The sequence below is a fragment of the Streptococcus sp. HMSC061E03 genome (genome assembly GCF_001813505.1).
In the GTDB taxonomy this organism is placed as follows: Bacteria; Bacillota; Bacilli; order Lactobacillales; family Streptococcaceae; genus Streptococcus.
Map to the genome: position 1 here is coordinate 684,710 of NZ_KV812784.1, position 15,371 is coordinate 700,080.

At 42.8% G+C, this 15,371-nt stretch carries 15 protein-coding genes; all 15 read left to right on the forward strand.

Annotated elements, in window-relative coordinates:
- Positions 1-35 precede the first annotated feature (35 nt).
- Positions 36-971 (forward strand): 4-hydroxy-tetrahydrodipicolinate synthase, encoded by a 936-nt coding sequence (dapA, locus tag HMPREF2917_RS03440; RefSeq protein ID WP_070588971.1) that lies wholly within the window; start codon positions 36-38, stop codon positions 969-971.
- Positions 972-1,042: 71 nt separating this feature from the next.
- Entirely contained in the window at positions 1,043-1,381 is a 339-nt protein-coding gene (locus tag HMPREF2917_RS03445) for an ATP cone domain-containing protein (protein WP_006597242.1), read from the forward strand.
- A 113-nt stretch (positions 1,382-1,494) separates the two neighbouring features.
- Positions 1,495-2,346, forward strand: coding sequence for a ribosome biogenesis GTPase YlqF (gene ylqF / locus HMPREF2917_RS03450; protein ID WP_070588972.1), 852 nt, complete (start codon positions 1,495-1,497; stop codon positions 2,344-2,346).
- On the forward strand, positions 2,333-3,100 hold the full coding sequence (locus HMPREF2917_RS03455) for a ribonuclease HII (RefSeq protein WP_070588973.1): 768 nt from the start codon (positions 2,333-2,335) through the stop codon (positions 3,098-3,100). Before ylqF ends, HMPREF2917_RS03455 begins: the two co-directional genes overlap by 14 nt.
- 3 nt (positions 3,101-3,103) lie before the next feature.
- Positions 3,104-4,033 carry an ROK family protein gene (locus HMPREF2917_RS03460; RefSeq protein WP_070588974.1) on the forward strand — a complete coding sequence of 310 codons (930 nt, stop codon included), beginning with the start codon at positions 3,104-3,106 and terminating at the stop codon, positions 4,031-4,033.
- A gap of 60 nt (positions 4,034-4,093) precedes the next feature.
- Positions 4,094-4,942, forward strand: a complete 849-nt coding sequence (dprA, locus tag HMPREF2917_RS03465) for a DNA-processing protein DprA (RefSeq protein ID WP_070588975.1) — start codon at positions 4,094-4,096, stop codon at positions 4,940-4,942.
- 86 nt (positions 4,943-5,028) lie between these two features.
- Positions 5,029-7,116 (forward strand): type I DNA topoisomerase, encoded by a 2,088-nt coding sequence (topA, locus tag HMPREF2917_RS03470; protein ID WP_070588976.1) that lies wholly within the window; start codon positions 5,029-5,031, stop codon positions 7,114-7,116.
- Between the two features lie 106 nt (positions 7,117-7,222).
- Positions 7,223-7,900 (forward strand): SatD family protein, encoded by a 678-nt coding sequence (locus HMPREF2917_RS03475; RefSeq protein WP_070588977.1) that lies wholly within the window; start codon positions 7,223-7,225, stop codon positions 7,898-7,900.
- Positions 7,884-8,588 (forward strand): DUF3307 domain-containing protein, encoded by a 705-nt coding sequence (locus HMPREF2917_RS03480; RefSeq protein ID WP_070588978.1) that lies wholly within the window; start codon positions 7,884-7,886, stop codon positions 8,586-8,588. Before HMPREF2917_RS03475 ends, HMPREF2917_RS03480 begins: the two co-directional genes overlap by 17 nt.
- 146 nt (positions 8,589-8,734) lie before the next feature.
- Positions 8,735-10,069 carry a methylenetetrahydrofolate--tRNA-(uracil(54)-C(5))-methyltransferase (FADH(2)-oxidizing) TrmFO gene (gene trmFO / locus HMPREF2917_RS03485; RefSeq protein ID WP_070588979.1) on the forward strand — a complete coding sequence of 445 codons (1,335 nt, stop codon included), beginning with the start codon at positions 8,735-8,737 and terminating at the stop codon, positions 10,067-10,069.
- 93 nt (positions 10,070-10,162) lie between these two features.
- Positions 10,163-10,990: an alpha/beta hydrolase gene (locus tag HMPREF2917_RS03490; RefSeq protein ID WP_070588980.1), complete on the forward strand. Its 828-nt coding sequence runs from the start codon at positions 10,163-10,165 to the stop codon at positions 10,988-10,990.
- A 39-nt stretch (positions 10,991-11,029) separates the two neighbouring features.
- Entirely contained in the window at positions 11,030-11,770 is a 741-nt protein-coding gene (locus HMPREF2917_RS03495) for an esterase family protein (RefSeq protein ID WP_003010966.1), read from the forward strand.
- Positions 11,771-11,791: 21 nt separating this feature from the next.
- A complete protein-coding gene (locus HMPREF2917_RS03500) occupies positions 11,792-12,958 on the forward strand; it encodes an ATP-grasp domain-containing protein (RefSeq protein WP_070588981.1) in 1,167 nt (388 codons plus the stop codon).
- 219 nt (positions 12,959-13,177) lie between these two features.
- Positions 13,178-14,146 carry a thiamine pyrophosphate-dependent dehydrogenase E1 component subunit alpha gene (locus HMPREF2917_RS03505; RefSeq protein WP_070589718.1) on the forward strand — a complete coding sequence of 323 codons (969 nt, stop codon included), beginning with the start codon at positions 13,178-13,180 and terminating at the stop codon, positions 14,144-14,146.
- Between the two features lie 16 nt (positions 14,147-14,162).
- Positions 14,163-15,155 carry an alpha-ketoacid dehydrogenase subunit beta gene (locus HMPREF2917_RS03510; protein ID WP_070588982.1) on the forward strand — a complete coding sequence of 331 codons (993 nt, stop codon included), beginning with the start codon at positions 14,163-14,165 and terminating at the stop codon, positions 15,153-15,155.
- Positions 15,156-15,371: the final 216 nt, after the last annotated feature.

Below are 15,371 nucleotides of genomic sequence, written 5' to 3' on the forward strand. Positions count from 1 at the left end.
CCCAGCCTCTTTCTTATATAGAGAAAGGTTTTTCTATGTCTTATAATGATTTAAAAGATTGTAAAATCATCACTGCATTTATCACCCCCTTCCATGAAGATGGAACCATTAATTTTGACGCTCTTCCTGCCTTGATCGAGCACCTCTTGGCTCATCATACAGATGGGATACTCTTAGCTGGAACGACTGCAGAAAGTCCAACTCTGACCCACGATGAGGAATTGCAACTCTTTGAGGCCGTTCAAAAGATTGTCAATGGTCGAGTGCCTTTGATCGCTGGTGTCGGAACCAATGAAACCCGCGACTCAATTGAGTTCGTTAAAGAAGTGGATGCTTTTGGTGGCTTTGCAGCAGGATTGGCTATCGTTCCTTACTATAACAAACCATCCCAAGAAGGTATGTATCAACACTTTAAAGCCATTGCGGATGCATCCAATCTTCCGATTATTATCTACAATATTCCAGGGCGTGTGGTAGTGGAAATGACCCCTGAAACCATGCTTCGTTTGGCAGAACATCCAAACATTATCGGGGTTAAAGAGTGTACAACTCTTGCCAATATGGCCTACTTGATTGAACACAAGCCCGAAGAATTTCTCGTCTATACAGGGGAAGATGGAGATGCTTTCCATGCTATGAACCTTGGAGCTGATGGGGTGATCTCAGTAGCCTCTCATACAAATGGAGATGAGATGTATGAGATGTTCCAAGCCATTGAGCACAACGATATAAAAAAAGCTGCAGCCATCCAACGTCAATTTATCCCTAAAGTTAATGCTCTCTTTTCTTATCCGAGTCCAGCTCCTGTCAAAGCTGTTTTAAACTATATGGGCTTTGAAGCGGGGCCAACTCGTTTACCATTAGTGCCAGCTCCTGCTGAGGAAGCGAAGCGCATTATCAAGGTTGTAGTGGATGGGGATTACCACGCGACCAAAGAAATCATTACGGGAGTTCTTCGTCCGGATTATTGATGTCTTAGATTCTTGACAAATCCCCTATTTATTAAGATAATAGAAGTATATTGATGATCAAGGAGAATAAGATGGAAGTCATTAAACGTAGTGGTGAAGTTGTAGAATTTGACCCAGATAAAATCTATCAAGCTGTTTTGAAGGCAGCACAAACAGTTTATGTCTTGACGGATGATCTTCGCCAAAACTTGGCGCAAGTGACCAAGAAAGTTGTGATGGATTTGGAAGAAGCTAAAGTGGAACGTGCGACGATCAGCATGATCCAGTCAATGGTTGAGCACCGTTTACTTGGTGCTGGTTATATTACCATTGCTGAACACTATATTTCTTATCGCTTGCAACGTGATTTGGAACGGAGCGGCTATGGTGATCATATCGCCGTGCATTTGCATTTTGAGCAAATTCGCTAGAATATAAAATAGAAATTACTTAGGTAGCTTCTTTTTTAGTATTTTTCTTAATCACAGTGATTTCAGAAAACATGGTATAATAGAAAAGATTGAACTGGAAAGGAATGGAGAACATGGCAACTATACAATGGTTTCCTGGACACATGTCCAAAGCTAGAAGACAAGTACAAGAAAATTTAAAATTTGTGGATTTTGTGACGGTTCTGGTAGATGCTCGTTTACCCCTATCAAGTCAAAATCCTATGTTAACAAAAATTGTTGGTGATAAGCCTAAGCTGATGATTCTGAACAAGGTAGACTTGGCAGATCCTGTCGCTACAAAAGAATGGCAGGAGTATTTTGAGTCACAAGGGATCAAAACTTTGGCTATTAACTCTAAAGAGCAATCTACGGTTAAAAAGGTTACAGATGCTGCTAAGTCTTTGATGGCCGATAAAATTGCCCGTCAGAAGGAACGAGGGATTCAAATTGAAACCCTTCGGACCATGATTATCGGGATTCCCAATGCTGGTAAATCAACGCTGATGAACCGCTTAGCAGGGAAAAAGATTGCTGTTGTTGGAAATAAACCAGGGGTGACCAAGGGGCAACAGTGGTTGAAAACCAATAAGGACCTCGAAATCTTGGATACCCCAGGGATTCTTTGGCCAAAATTTGAAGATGAAGAAGTGGCCTTGAAGCTCGCCTTAACAGGAGCAATTAAGGACCAGTTGCTTCCAATGGATGAAGTGACCATTTTTGGCCTCAACTATTTTAAAGAGCACTACCCTAAAGAGTTACAAGAACGCTATAAGCAAATGAAATTAGATCAGGAAGCGCCTGAAATCATTATGGAGATGACTCAACGCTTAGGTTTCCGAGATGATTATGATCGCTTCTACAGTTTGTTTGTCAAGGATGTACGTGATGGTCGTTTGGGTCGCTATACCCTTGATCGTGTAGGTGAAGTAGATGCCAACGATTAAAGAAATCAAAGAGTGTTTGTCAACGATTGATAGGCTAGATCATCCCTTATTTGAAGAGTTGATCCTTGATGGTCGAGCGGGCGTTCAAGCGGCTATCAGCAAACGAAAACGCGAACTCCAAAAACAAGTAGACGAAGATTTGCGTTTGGAAAAAATGCTAGCCTATGAGAAAGAACTTTATGCTCAAGGGATTCATCTTATTGCAGGTGTTGATGAAGTAGGGCGAGGCCCATTAGCGGGTCCAGTTGTTGCAGCTGCCGTGATCTTGCCGAAAGCTTGTAAAATTCTGGGACTCAACGATAGTAAAAAGATTCCAAAATCCAAACACAAAGAAATCTATGAGGCTGTGCTCCAAAACGCCATTGCGATCGGAATCGGCATCAAGGACAATCAAGTGATTGATCAGGTTAATATCTATGAAGCTACGAAGCTAGCCATGATGGAGGCCATTGGTCAGTTAGAGCCTCAACCCCAGCATCTTTTGATTGATGCCATGAAGTTGGATCTTCCTATTCCCCAAACTAGTATCATCAAAGGGGATGCCAACTCCTTATCCATTGCTGCAGCATCCATCGTAGCCAAGGTGACTCGGGATCAGATGATGGAAGAGTTTGATTGCGAATATCCGGGTTATGATTTTACGCAGAACGCTGGCTATGGGACGGCTAACCATCTGGCTGGCCTCGACAAGCTGGGAGTGACCCCTATCCATCGGCGTTCATTTGAACCCGTCAAATCAATGTGTGAGGATTAGGCTATGCTATTTACCATCGATATCGGAGGGACCTTTATAAAGTACGGTCTGATGGATGCAGACTATCAATTGATCCGTACAGACAAGATCCCAACACCATCTACGATTGAGGACTTTTGGCAAGGATTAGAAGGAATCGTTGCTCCTGTACGGGAAGAAATCGAGGGAATCGCCATTTCATGCCCTGGTGAGATCCAAAAGAGCCTTGGCTTTGTCTTTCGAGGTGGTCTAATTCCATATTTGCGAGGCATTCCTCTAGCTAGTAGATTGCAACAAACATTTCAAGTACCCGTCACCGTTCTTAATGATGGAGAAGCTGCTGGTCTAGCGGAAGCAAGGCTTGGCAATCTAAAAGATTGTCCTTGCGGTGCGACCTTGGTCTTAGGGACAGGAGTCGGCCTCGCTCTTCTTTCGAATGGTGATTTATTAAGAGGATGGCAACTGACAGAATACATTCGGTCTATTGATAAGGCAGAAAGAACACCAGAAAATCGCCGCTTTCATCGCGAACTCTTTTTGCAAGGCATTTCCAATCTTTTGGAAAACACCGGTTCAGCTGTTCAATTTGTTGAGAAGGCTAGTCACATCTTGAAACTAGAAAAGACAGATGGTATTGCTGTTTTCAAAGCTCTTGATCAAGGGGGCCATGAGGAGCTGACATCCTTGTTTCAGGAGTATTGTCATGATATTGCTATTCTGATTTTTAATCTTCAATCTTTACTTCTGCTTGAGAAGGTGACGATTGGAGGGGGCATTAGTAGTCAACCACTATTGATCGATGAGATCAGTCGACAATACCATGAGCTACTCTCTCAAAAAGGTCATAAACAATTTGAGGCCTTGCCCATCCAAGCTGCTCGCTTCCATAATAAAAGCAACTTGATTGGTGCCGCATCTTACTTTTATTCTTCGACATATCAAAAAAAGTTCTAGAAATAGGGCTTTTTTCTTTTCTTTTTCGAATAAATAAGTGAGAGGAAGTAGAAGGTGACCATGGAGAAATTTGAAATCTTTAAATTAAAAGAAGCCGGTTTATCAAATGAGCAAGTCTTGAGAGTCTTGGACTACTGTAGGAAAGAGCAAGTCTTGCCAAGCTTAGAAGAGATAGCAAGGATCGCTCGCTGTCGCAGTATTCTTCATTTTGTAGACAAATACCGGCAACTGGATGAAGACCATTTACACAAGGAGTTTGAACGGTTCACATCTTTATCCATTTTTGATCCTGAATACCCTGAGGAATTGCTACAGATCTACAATCCTCCTGTACTCCTTTTTTACCAAGGGGATTTGCAACTGCTAACCAGACCGAAGATTGCAGTCGTTGGAGCTCGGGAGGCCACGCGAGAAGGGGTTCGTTCTGTAGAGAAGATTATTAAGGAACTTGGGAATGAATTGGTCATTGTTAGCGGACTTGCTAAGGGAATTGATGCGACAGCTCATTATGCCAGTATCCGAAATGGTGGTAAGACCATCGGAGTGATTGGAACAGGGCTAGATGTCTTTTATCCTAGAAGCAATCAGAGGTTACAGACCCATATGGGTGAACACCATCTTATCCTGAGTGAGTATGGTCCAGGACAGGCACCACTTAAGTTTCATTTTCCTGAGCGAAATCGCATCATTGCAGGCCTCTGTCAGGCTGTGATTGTGGCAGAAGCTCGACTCCGTTCAGGGAGTTTGATTACTTGTGAGCGTGCTATGGAAGAAGGACGAGACGTTTTTGCTATTCCGGGAAATATTTTAGATGGAAAATCTGCAGGCTGCCATCATCTGATTCAAGAAGGCGCAAAGCTTGTCACATCAGGCCAGGACATTCTTGATGAATTGAAATACGAATTGTGATTTTCCTATAGGAGAAGTTCCTAGTTGACATCTTTCTTAAAATGTATTAAACTCAATGAGATTTATACAATACAGAGGGATAAAACGTGGTAACAAAAACAAAAAGGAAAAGTAGTACAACCAAGAAAAATTTGGTGATTGTGGAGTCTCCTGCGAAGGCCAAAACAATCGAAAAATACCTTGGTCGTAACTACAAAGTCATGGCTAGTGTGGGCCATATTCGGGACCTGAAAAAATCAACCATGTCGATCGACTTCGACAATAACTATGAACCGGAGTATATCAATATTCGCGGAAAAGGTCCCTTGATCAATGATTTGAAAAAAGAAGCTAAAAAAGCCAAACAAGTCTTTCTCGCAAGTGACCCGGACCGCGAGGGAGAAGCTATTTCTTGGCATTTGGCTCATATTTTAAACTTGGATGCTAAGGAAAAGAACCGTGTGGTCTTTAACGAAATCACCAAGGATGCAGTCAAAAATGCCTTTAAAGAACCGCGCCAAATCGATATGGACTTGGTCGATGCCCAACAAGCACGTCGTGTCTTGGACCGGATTGTAGGGTATTCTATCTCGCCTATTCTTTGGAAAAAGGTCAAAAAAGGACTTTCTGCAGGGCGCGTGCAATCTGTTGCTCTCAAATTAATCATTGATCGCGAAAACGAAATTAATGATTTCAAACCGGAAGAATATTGGACCATTGATGGCGTCTTTAAAAAAGGGACCAAGCAATTCCAAGCCAGCTTCTATGGGATTGATGGCAAGAAGATGAAGCTCAACACCAATGAAGAGGTGAAAGCTGTTCTTGAACGCTTTGATGGCAAAGATTTTACCGTTGAAAAGGTGGAAAAGAAAGAACGTCGACGGAATGCGCCACTTCCATACACCACCTCTTCCATGCAGATGGATGCTGCCAATAAGATCAACTTCCGTACACGTAAGACCATGATGGTCGCCCAGCAGTTGTATGAAGGAATCAATATTGGCTCTGGTGTTCAAGGTTTGATTACCTATATGCGTACTGATTCTACACGAATCAGTCCAGTTGCGCAAAATGAGGCAGCTAACTTTATCGTGGATCGCTTTGGTGAGAAATATTCCAAGCATGGAAGCCGTGTGAAGAATGCTTCTGGTGCCCAAGATGCCCATGAAGCGATCCGTCCATCCAGCGTCTTCAATACACCTGAAAGCATTGCTAAATACTTGGACAAAGACCAATTAAAACTTTACACCTTGATTTGGAACCGCTTTGTAGCTAGTCAAATGACAGCAGCTGTCTTTGATACCATGAATGTCCGTTTAGGCCAAAATGGGGTTCAGTATACGGCAAACGGGAGCCAGGTGAAGTTTGATGGTTATTTGGCTATTTATAACGACTCAGATAAGAACAAGATGTTGCCGGATATGGTAGAAGGCGATATCGTTAAGCAAGTCAATAGCAAGCCTGAGCAACACTTTACCCAACCACCTGCTCGATATTCTGAAGCGACCTTGATTAAGACCTTAGAAGAAAATGGGGTTGGTCGTCCTTCAACCTATGCTCCGACGATTGAGACCATTCAAAAACGCTATTATGTGAAGCTGGTAGCCAAACGCTTTGAACCAACAGAGTTAGGGGAAATCGTTAATAAACTGATCGTTGAATTCTTCCCAGATATTGTCAATGTAACCTTCACAGCAGAAATGGAAGGGAAACTCGATGATGTCGAACTCGGAAAAGAAGAGTGGCAAAAAGTCATCGATGCCTTCTACAAACCATTCTCTAAGGAAGTCGCAAAGGCTGAAGAAGAGATGGAAAAAATCCAAATTAAAGACGAACCAGCTGGTTTTGATTGTGAAGTTTGTGGAAGCCCGATGGTGATTAAATTAGGACGTTTTGGTAAGTTCTATGCTTGTAGTAATTTCCCAGATTGTCGTCATACTCAGGCCATTGTCAAAGAAATCGGCGTGGAGTGTCCTGAGTGTCATCAGGGACAAATCATCGAACGCAAAACCAAGCGCAACCGTATCTTCTATGGATGCAATCGCTACCCAGAGTGTGAATTTACCTCTTGGGATAAGCCGATCGGTCGGGATTGTCCAAAATGTGGCCACTACTTAGTTGAGAAAAAAGTTCGTGGTGGCGGCAAACAAGTCGTATGTAGCAATGGCGACTACGAAGAAGAAAAAGTGAAATAAACTTTCAAATAATTTAATGTCTATTATAACGGCAATTTTTATAAATGTCTGTTATAATAGACATTTTTTGTTTTTTTCGTTATAATAGACATAAGGAGGTGGGCTTATGTATCTTGCTTTGATTGCAGATGTGATTGATTCCAAAATTGTACAAGAACGTTTTGACCTGCAAAAACAGTTAGAAAAAACGCTTCAAAAGATCAATGAGCTTTTTAAAGACTGCCTAACATCGGCTTTTACCTTAACTTTGGGCGATGAGTTTCAGGCCCTTTTAAAAGTGGATGCTCCGGTTTTTCAAATCATTGATACCCTGCGTTCAGAACTAAAGCCGACTCAACTTCGTTTCGGCATTGGCCTCGGGGAGATTGTAACGGATATCGATCCCCTGCAAAGTATCGGTGCAGATGGACCAGCCTATTGGAATGCACGCGCAGCTATTAATCTGGTCCATCAGAAAAATGATTATGGCAACACCCAGATCTATTTTTTGAGCGGTCATGACAGCCAGGATTTAGTGGTGAATGCGCTCATCGCTTCCGGAGAAGCCATACGTTCGGGTTGGCGAGAGAGTCAGGAAGAGATCCTGGTCGATCTACTAAAGAGATCTGTCTATAGTGAAAGCTTTAGCCAGCAGGATTTGGCCCAATCGCTAGGGCTTAACCCAAGTGCCCTGTCCAAGCGCTTAAAGAGTAGCAGTATTCGTGTTTATTTACGTGGACGAGCAACAGCACTAGCTTGTATTCAAAGCTTAGAGAAAGGAGAAGTCCATGAGCGGATTGTCTAATATCGTAACGAATCCATACTTGATCCTTTTGTTGATTTGTCATTTATTATCGGATTATTATTTTCAAAGTCAGAAGATGGCGGATCGCAAGGATCAGGATAAGAAGGTGCTCGGACTTCACATTCTGTATGTGGCTTTGCCTTTGTTCATTGTTTCGCTCTTTCATTTAGACTTGTGGTGGATTTGCTTGGTCATTTTACTAACTCATGCTGGAATAGATTTCTTAAAACCGATCGTGCAGAAGCAATTGAAATTACCAACCGCCTGGACTTTTGCCTTGGATCAAATCTTGCATATCTGCATCATTAGCTGTCTAGTCCTTTTAGGAGCGAAGAATGGTTCGACCTATCTACCCTTGGACACTTTAAATCTGATCTTTTATGTCCTCCTAGTTGGGAAGCCAAGCAATATTGCTTTTAAAATTCTGTTTGCCAAGTATCAACCCACCAGCAAGAAGAAAATGGATACGATCACTGGGGCTGGTTCTATGATTGGCTTTTTAGAGCGTTTGGTGATTGGCGCCTGTCTTATCTATGGTCAATTCGCTTCGATCGGTCTGGTTTTTACCGCCAAGTCCATCGCCCGCTACAATAAAATTTCGGAGAATCCAGCCTTTGCAGAGTATTACTTGATCGGGTCCTTATTCAGTATCCTATCTGCCCTCTTAGCTGCCTGGTTGTGTCAATAAATAAATAGTAAAAAGACAGGAAGAAAAGGCTTCCCTGTCTTTTTACTTGGCTTTTTGGTATAATGGACCAAGTAGAAAATTAGAAAGATTTGTGGGTGTCAAACAGTCCAGCAGGGTGTTTTGATACCCAAAGAGGTATTAGTGTCATGTCTCAATCTTATATCAATGTGATCGGTGCGGGCCTTGCTGGCTCGGAAGCAGCTTACCAGATTGCCCAACAGGGAATTCCGGTCAAGCTTTATGAAATGCGTGGAGTTAAATCAACTCCGCAACATAAAACAGACAACTTTGCTGAGCTAGTTTGTTCCAACTCTCTTCGTGGGGATTCTCTCACCAATGCTGTCGGGCTCCTCAAAGAAGAAATGCGCCGTCTGGGTTCTGTCATCCTTGAAGCAGCGGAAGCGACTCGTGTACCAGCCGGTGGAGCACTTGCTGTGGACCGAGAAGGTTTTGCTAGCCGGGTGACGGAGAAGGTGTCCCAACACCCTCTTATTGAAGTCATTCGTGATGAAATTACTGAATTGCCGACAGATGCCATCACAGTGGTCGCAACGGGGCCTCTAACCAGCGATGCCTTGGCAGAAAAGATCCATGCCCTTAATGGTGGCGATGGTTTCTATTTCTATGATGCAGCAGCTCCAATCATCGATGTCAATACTGTCGATATGGACAAGGTCTATCTCAAGTCACGCTATGACAAGGGAGAAGCAGCGTATCTCAACTGCCCAATGACCAAACAAGAATTTATGGATTTCCACGAGGCCTTGGTCAATGCAGAAGAAGCTCCACTCAACTCTTTTGAAAAAGAAAAGTATTTCGAAGGTTGTATGCCAATTGAAGTCATGGCCAAACGAGGCATCAAAACCATGCTCTATGGCCCTATGAAGCCAGTTGGGCTCGAGTATCCAGATGATTACAAAGGTCCACGTGATGGGGAGTTTAAAACCCCTTATGCGGTAGTCCAATTGCGCCAAGACAATGCGGCTGCCAGCCTCTATAATATCGTTGGCTTCCAAACTCACCTTAAATGGGGTGAGCAAAAACGGGTTTTCCAAATGATTCCAGGTTTGGAAAATGCGGAGTTTGTCAGATACGGAGTCATGCACCGCAATTCTTACATGGACTCTCCAAATTTGCTTGAACAAACCTACCGTTCGAAGAAACAACCAAACCTCTTCTTTGCGGGTCAAATGACAGGGGTAGAAGGCTATGTTGAGTCAGCTGCCTCAGGTTTGGTAGCTGGAATCAATGCAGCTCGCCTTTTCAAAGGGGAAGAAGCAGCGATTTTCCCAGAAACGACCGCTATCGGAAGTCTAGCTCACTATATCACCCATGCCGATAGCAAACATTTCCAACCCATGAATGTCAACTTCGGGATTATCAAGGAGCTAGAAGGACTACGCATTCGGGATAAAAAGGAACGGTATGAGAAAATTGCCGAACGTTCTTTACAAGATTTGGCTCAGTTTATGGAAAAATAACCCAAGAAAGGAAAAAGTTTGGAGAAAATCCAGACTTTTTCTTCTAAAAATGGTATAATGAATAAAATTTAGAATATAGAGAGTTTTCTGACAATGAACAAATCCTATTTTTATTTAGATATGAAGACACACGAGTTGAAAGTGCCTTATACCGGAAAACTCCGTCGTGTGCGGGTCTTATTACCTAAGAATTATGAAACAGATACCGATCGACGCTATCCTGTTGTCTATTTTCATGATGGCCAGAATGTTCTCTATAGCAAGGAAGCTTTTGCAGGTCATTCCTGGAAGGTGATTCCAGCCATTAAGCGGAATCCTGATATTAGCCGAATGATTGTCGTTGCGATTGATAACGACGGTTTCCAACGTATGAACGAATATTCTGCATGGAAGTACAAGGAGTCCAATATTCCCGGAATGCAATTTGGTGGCAAGGGCGTTGAGTACGGAGAGTTCGTTATGGAAGTGGTCAAACCTTTCATTGACCAAGAATACCGGACTCTTGCTGACAGAGAACATACGGCCATGATTGGATCTTCCTTGGGTGGGAATATTACCCAATTTTTGGGTTTAGAGTACCAAGATCAAATCGGTTGTCTGGGAGTCTTCTCCTCCGCTAACTGGTTGCACCAAGATGCCTTCAATCATTATATTGAACGTAAAAAATTATACTCAGACCAACGGATATACATTTATGTGGGGACTGAAGAGGCGGATGATACGGATAAAACTTTGATGGCAGGAAACATCAAGCAAGCCTATATCGATTCATCCCTTCGTTACTATCACGACGTCATTCAACAAGGGGGGGCTTTGGAAAATATTGCCATTCGGATTCAATCTGGGGCTATTCACCACGAAGAAGCATGGGCCGAACATTTACCAGAATGCCTTCGCTTTTTGGCAGAAAAATGGGATTAATAGACTGTAAATTGAAGAAATAAAGGAAAGAGGGAACTTATGAATATTGAACATTTAAGCCACTGGAGTGGCCAACTCAACCGTGAAATGTATCTGAACCGCTATGGACATGCAGGAATTCCTGTTGTGGTCTTCGCTTCATCAGGTGGAAGCCATAACGAGTACTATGACTTTGGTATGATTGATGCTTGTGCTCAGTTTATCGAAGAAGGACGGGTTCAATTCTTCACCCTTTCGAGTGTGGATAGTGATAGCTGGCTTTGTAATTGGAAGAATCCTCACGATCGAGCAGAAATGCACCGAGCTTATGAACGCTATGTGATTGAAGAAGCCATTCCTTTTATCAAACACAAAACAGGCTGGTTTGATCCGATGATGACAACTGGTTGCTCTATGGGAGCCTACCACGCGCTCAACTTCTTCTTGCAACATCCAGATGTCTTTAACAAAGTGATTGCCTTGAGTGGTGTCTATGACGCTCGTTTCTTTGTTGGTGACTTTGGAGGCGATGAAGCAATTTACCAAAACTCGCCATCTGATTATATTTGGAACCAAAACGATGGCTGGTTTATCGATCGTTACCGTCAGGCTGAAATCGTTGTTTGTACTGGTTTAGGGGCTTGGGAACAAGATGGACTTCCATCTTTCTACAAACTGAAAGAAGCCTTTGATCACAAAAATATTCCTGCATGGTTCGCTGAATGGGGACATGATGTCGCCCACGATTGGGAATGGTGGCGCAAACAAATGCCATATTTCCTAGGCCAAATGTATCTATAAGTAAAAAGGGAGGAGACCTCAATGAATTATATCGTTATTTCACCATATTACCCACAAAACTTCCAACAATTTACCATCGAACTGGCTAATAAAGGGATCACTGTCTTGGGAATTGGTCAAGAGCCATATGAACAGTTAGATGAGCCTTTGCGCAACAGCTTAACAGAATATTTCCGTGTTGAAAACTTGGAAAATCTGGATGAAGTGAAGCGTGCAGTAGCCTTTCTCTTTTACAAACATGGCCCAATTGATCGTATCGAATCCCACAATGAGTATTGGTTGGAATTGGATGCGGCGCTTCGGGAGCAATTCAATGTCTTCGGGGCTAAGCCAAAAGATCTGAAGAAAACCAAGTTCAAATCAGAAATGAAGAAACTCTTCAAGAAGGCTGGAGTCCCAGTCGTACCTGGTGCAGTAGTTAAAACAGAAAAAGACATTGATAAGGCCGTGAAGAAGATTGGGTTACCATTGATTGCTAAGCCTGACAATGGGGTAGGAGCAGCAGCGACCTTCAAGATCGAAACGCCAGAAGATGTGGACCATTTCAAGGCAGAATGGGATGGCCACACAGAGTACTTCTTTGAGAAATTTGTCACTTCTAGCGAGATTTGTACCTTTGATGGTCTAGTGGATCGTGACGGCAACATTGTTTTTTCAACGACCTTCGACTATGCCTATACGCCACTCGATTTGATGCTCTACAAGATGGACAACTCTTATTATGTTCTTAAAGAGATGGATCCAAAATTGCGTCAATACGGGGAAGCCATTGTCAAAGCCTTTGGTATGAAAGAACGTTTCTTCCATATTGAGTTCTTCCGCGATGGGGATGACTATATTGCGATCGAGTACAATAATCGCCCTGCGGGTGGCTTTACCATCGACGTCTACAACTATGCTCACTCGATTGATTTGTACCGTGGTTATGCTGCTATTGTAGCAGGGGAACCCTTCCCAGCTTCTGAGTTTGAGCCCCTTTATTGCTTGGCGACCTCTCGTCGTGCCAATGCAGCCTATGCTCTGTCAGAGGAAGAAGTTTTGGCTAAATACCATGATCAATTCCGAGTGAAGAAAGATATGCCTGCTGCCTTTGCAGAGCTTCAAGGGGACTACCTTTACATGTTAACAACGCCAAGTCGTGAGGAATTAGAACAAATGATTCATGACTTTGGTCAACGCCAATCATAAGATAACGACCGGTAGGATAGGATCCTATCGGTTTTTTATATTTTAATGCAATCTCATGAAAGAAAAGTTTGTGAAATAGTTTATTTTAAGTTGAAAATGCTTATAAAACCTTCCTCCAAGGTATATAGTTTGTGAAATCATTTGAGCATTATTTTTGACAGTGCTTTCATTTTTGGCTAGAATGAAAGAGAATGAATAAATGCTAAGAAAGGCGAAATGATGGCAACATTAGATAAAAGTCTCTTATTGGAAATGTTCCGTAAAATGGAAGAAATCCGTCGCATGGACTTAAAAATTGCACAGTTAGTAAAAAAAGGGAAAGTGCCAGGAATGACGCACTTTTCTGTTGGGGAAGAAGCGGCTAACGTTGGAGCTATGTTGGCTTTAAACGATGATGATTTGCTGACATCTAATCACCGTGGACACGGACAAGCCATTGCTAAGGGAATCGATTTGAATGGCATGATGGCTGAGATCCTTGGTAAGTATACGGGTACTTGTAAGGGGAAAGGTGGCTCCATGCATATCGCTGACCTGGATGCCGGTAACCTTGGTGCTAACGGGATCGTCGGTGGTGGTATGGGAATTGCAGTAGGTGCTGCCCTTACTCAACAAATGAAAAAGACTGGTAAGATTGTCGTCTGCTTCTTTGGCGATGGTGCAACCAATGAAGGTGTCTTCCACGAAGCGGTCAATATGGCTTCCATCTGGAACCTCCCAGTTATTTTCTACTGTATCAATAACGGTTATGGAATCTCTGCTGACATTAAGAAAATGACCAATGTCCAGCATATTCATGAGCGTAGTGCTGCTTATGGCATTCCTGGAATGTTTATTCCTGATGGGAACAACGTTATTGATGTCTATGAAGGATTTAAGAAGGCAGTCGATCACGTCCGCTCTGGTAAAGGCCCTGTCTTGATCGAGAGTGTCACCTATCGTTGGCTTGGTCACTCATCTTCAGACCCTGGTAAATACCGGACCCGTGAAGAAGTCGAAGAGTGGAAGAAGAAAGATCCAATCGAAAACCTTCGCAAGTATCTCCTTGAAAATGAGATTGCGAGCGCAGAAGAATTGGATCAGATCCAAGAAGAAGTAAAAGAAGCAGTTGAAGCTTCAGTGAAATTTGCGGAAGAAAGCCCATTCCCTCCACTCGAATCAGCTTTCGAAGATATTTACGCAGACTAAGGGGGAGTAGAGAATTATGGAAACTAAATTAATGTCTTTCCGCGATACCATTATCCTTGCTATGTCTGAGGAAATGCGTCGCGACGAAAATGTATTGTTGATGGGAGAAGATGTCGGAGTGTTCGGTGGAGACTTCGGTACTTCTGTAGGGATGCTGGAGGAATTCGGTCCAGAACGTGTTCGTGACTGTCCGATTTCTGAGGCTGCGATTTCAGGAGCAGCAGCTGGTGCAGCCATGACCGGACTTCGCCCAATCGTTGATATGACCTTCATGGATTTCTCAGTGATTGCCATGGATGCTATTGTCAACCAAGCTGCTAAAACTCGCTACATGTTTGGTGGTAAAGGTCAAGTGCCGATGACTATTCGCTGTGCTGCTGGGAATGGAGTTGGTTCTGCAGCCCAACACTCCCAATCGTTAGAATCATGGTTTACTCATATTCCTGGTTTGAAAGTTGTTGCTCCTGGTACGCCAGCGGATATGAAGGGACTGCTTAAGTCTTCTATTCGCGACAACAACCCCGTTATCATTCTTGAATATAAATCAGAATTCAACCAAAAAGGGGAAGTGCCAGTTGATCCAGACTACACGATTCCACTTGGTGTCGGAGAAATCAAACGTGAAGGAACTGACATCACTGTCGTAACCTACGGAAAAATGCTTCGTCGCGTGATGCAAGCTGCTGAAGAATTAGCAGAAGAAGGGATCTCAGTAGAAGTAGTAGACCCACGTACCTTGGTTCCACTTGATAAAGAGATCATCATTAATTCTGTCAAGAAGACAGGAAAAGTAGTCCTTGTCAATGATGCCCACAAAACAAGTGGCTATATTGGTGAAATTTCAGCTATTATTTCTGAATCAGAAGCATTTGATTACTTGGATGCACCAATCCGCCGTTGTGCGGGGGAAGATGTGCCAATGCCTTACGCACAAAACCTTGAAAATGCAATGATTCCAACAGTTGAAAGCATCAAAGATGCTATTCGTAAAACGTACAATAAAGAATAATACATAACATAAATTATGTAATATATTCGTGGTTTTATCTTTCATTTTGAAATAGATAAAATGCGACATGAGAGAGTCGAATCGATTCTATTCGACGAATGAATTAGTAAGTCTACTAGGTTGACAGCCTGATAACGGCAACCGTAGCAACTTGATATACGTGTTATATCCAAGTTGCTTGTAGAATTGAACTCGGGCTAAAGTCTGGGTGAAAAA

Excerpts from the sequence above, each read along its gene's own strand:
- dapA (WP_070588971.1), top strand. The coding sequence starts at position 36 with ATGTCTTATAATGATTTAAAAGATTGTAAAATCATCACTGCATTTATC.
- HMPREF2917_RS03445 (WP_006597242.1), top strand. The coding sequence starts at position 1,043 with ATGGAAGTCATTAAACGTAGTGGTGAAGTTGTAGAATTTGACCCAGAT.
- ylqF (WP_070588972.1), top strand. The coding sequence starts at position 1,495 with ATGGCAACTATACAATGGTTTCCTGGACACATGTCCAAAGCTAGAAGA.
- HMPREF2917_RS03455 (WP_070588973.1), top strand. The coding sequence starts at position 2,333 with ATGCCAACGATTAAAGAAATCAAAGAGTGTTTGTCAACGATTGATAGG.
- HMPREF2917_RS03460 (WP_070588974.1), top strand. The coding sequence starts at position 3,104 with ATGCTATTTACCATCGATATCGGAGGGACCTTTATAAAGTACGGTCTG.
- dprA (WP_070588975.1), top strand. The coding sequence starts at position 4,094 with ATGGAGAAATTTGAAATCTTTAAATTAAAAGAAGCCGGTTTATCAAAT.
- HMPREF2917_RS03475 (WP_070588977.1), top strand. The coding sequence starts at position 7,223 with ATGTATCTTGCTTTGATTGCAGATGTGATTGATTCCAAAATTGTACAA.
- HMPREF2917_RS03480 (WP_070588978.1), top strand. The coding sequence starts at position 7,884 with ATGAGCGGATTGTCTAATATCGTAACGAATCCATACTTGATCCTTTTG.
- trmFO (WP_070588979.1), top strand. The coding sequence starts at position 8,735 with ATGTCTCAATCTTATATCAATGTGATCGGTGCGGGCCTTGCTGGCTCG.
- HMPREF2917_RS03490 (WP_070588980.1), top strand. The coding sequence starts at position 10,163 with ATGAACAAATCCTATTTTTATTTAGATATGAAGACACACGAGTTGAAA.
- HMPREF2917_RS03495 (WP_003010966.1), top strand. The coding sequence starts at position 11,030 with ATGAATATTGAACATTTAAGCCACTGGAGTGGCCAACTCAACCGTGAA.
- HMPREF2917_RS03500 (WP_070588981.1), top strand. The coding sequence starts at position 11,792 with ATGAATTATATCGTTATTTCACCATATTACCCACAAAACTTCCAACAA.
- HMPREF2917_RS03505 (WP_070589718.1), top strand. The coding sequence starts at position 13,178 with ATGGCAACATTAGATAAAAGTCTCTTATTGGAAATGTTCCGTAAAATG.
- HMPREF2917_RS03510 (WP_070588982.1), top strand. The coding sequence starts at position 14,163 with ATGGAAACTAAATTAATGTCTTTCCGCGATACCATTATCCTTGCTATG.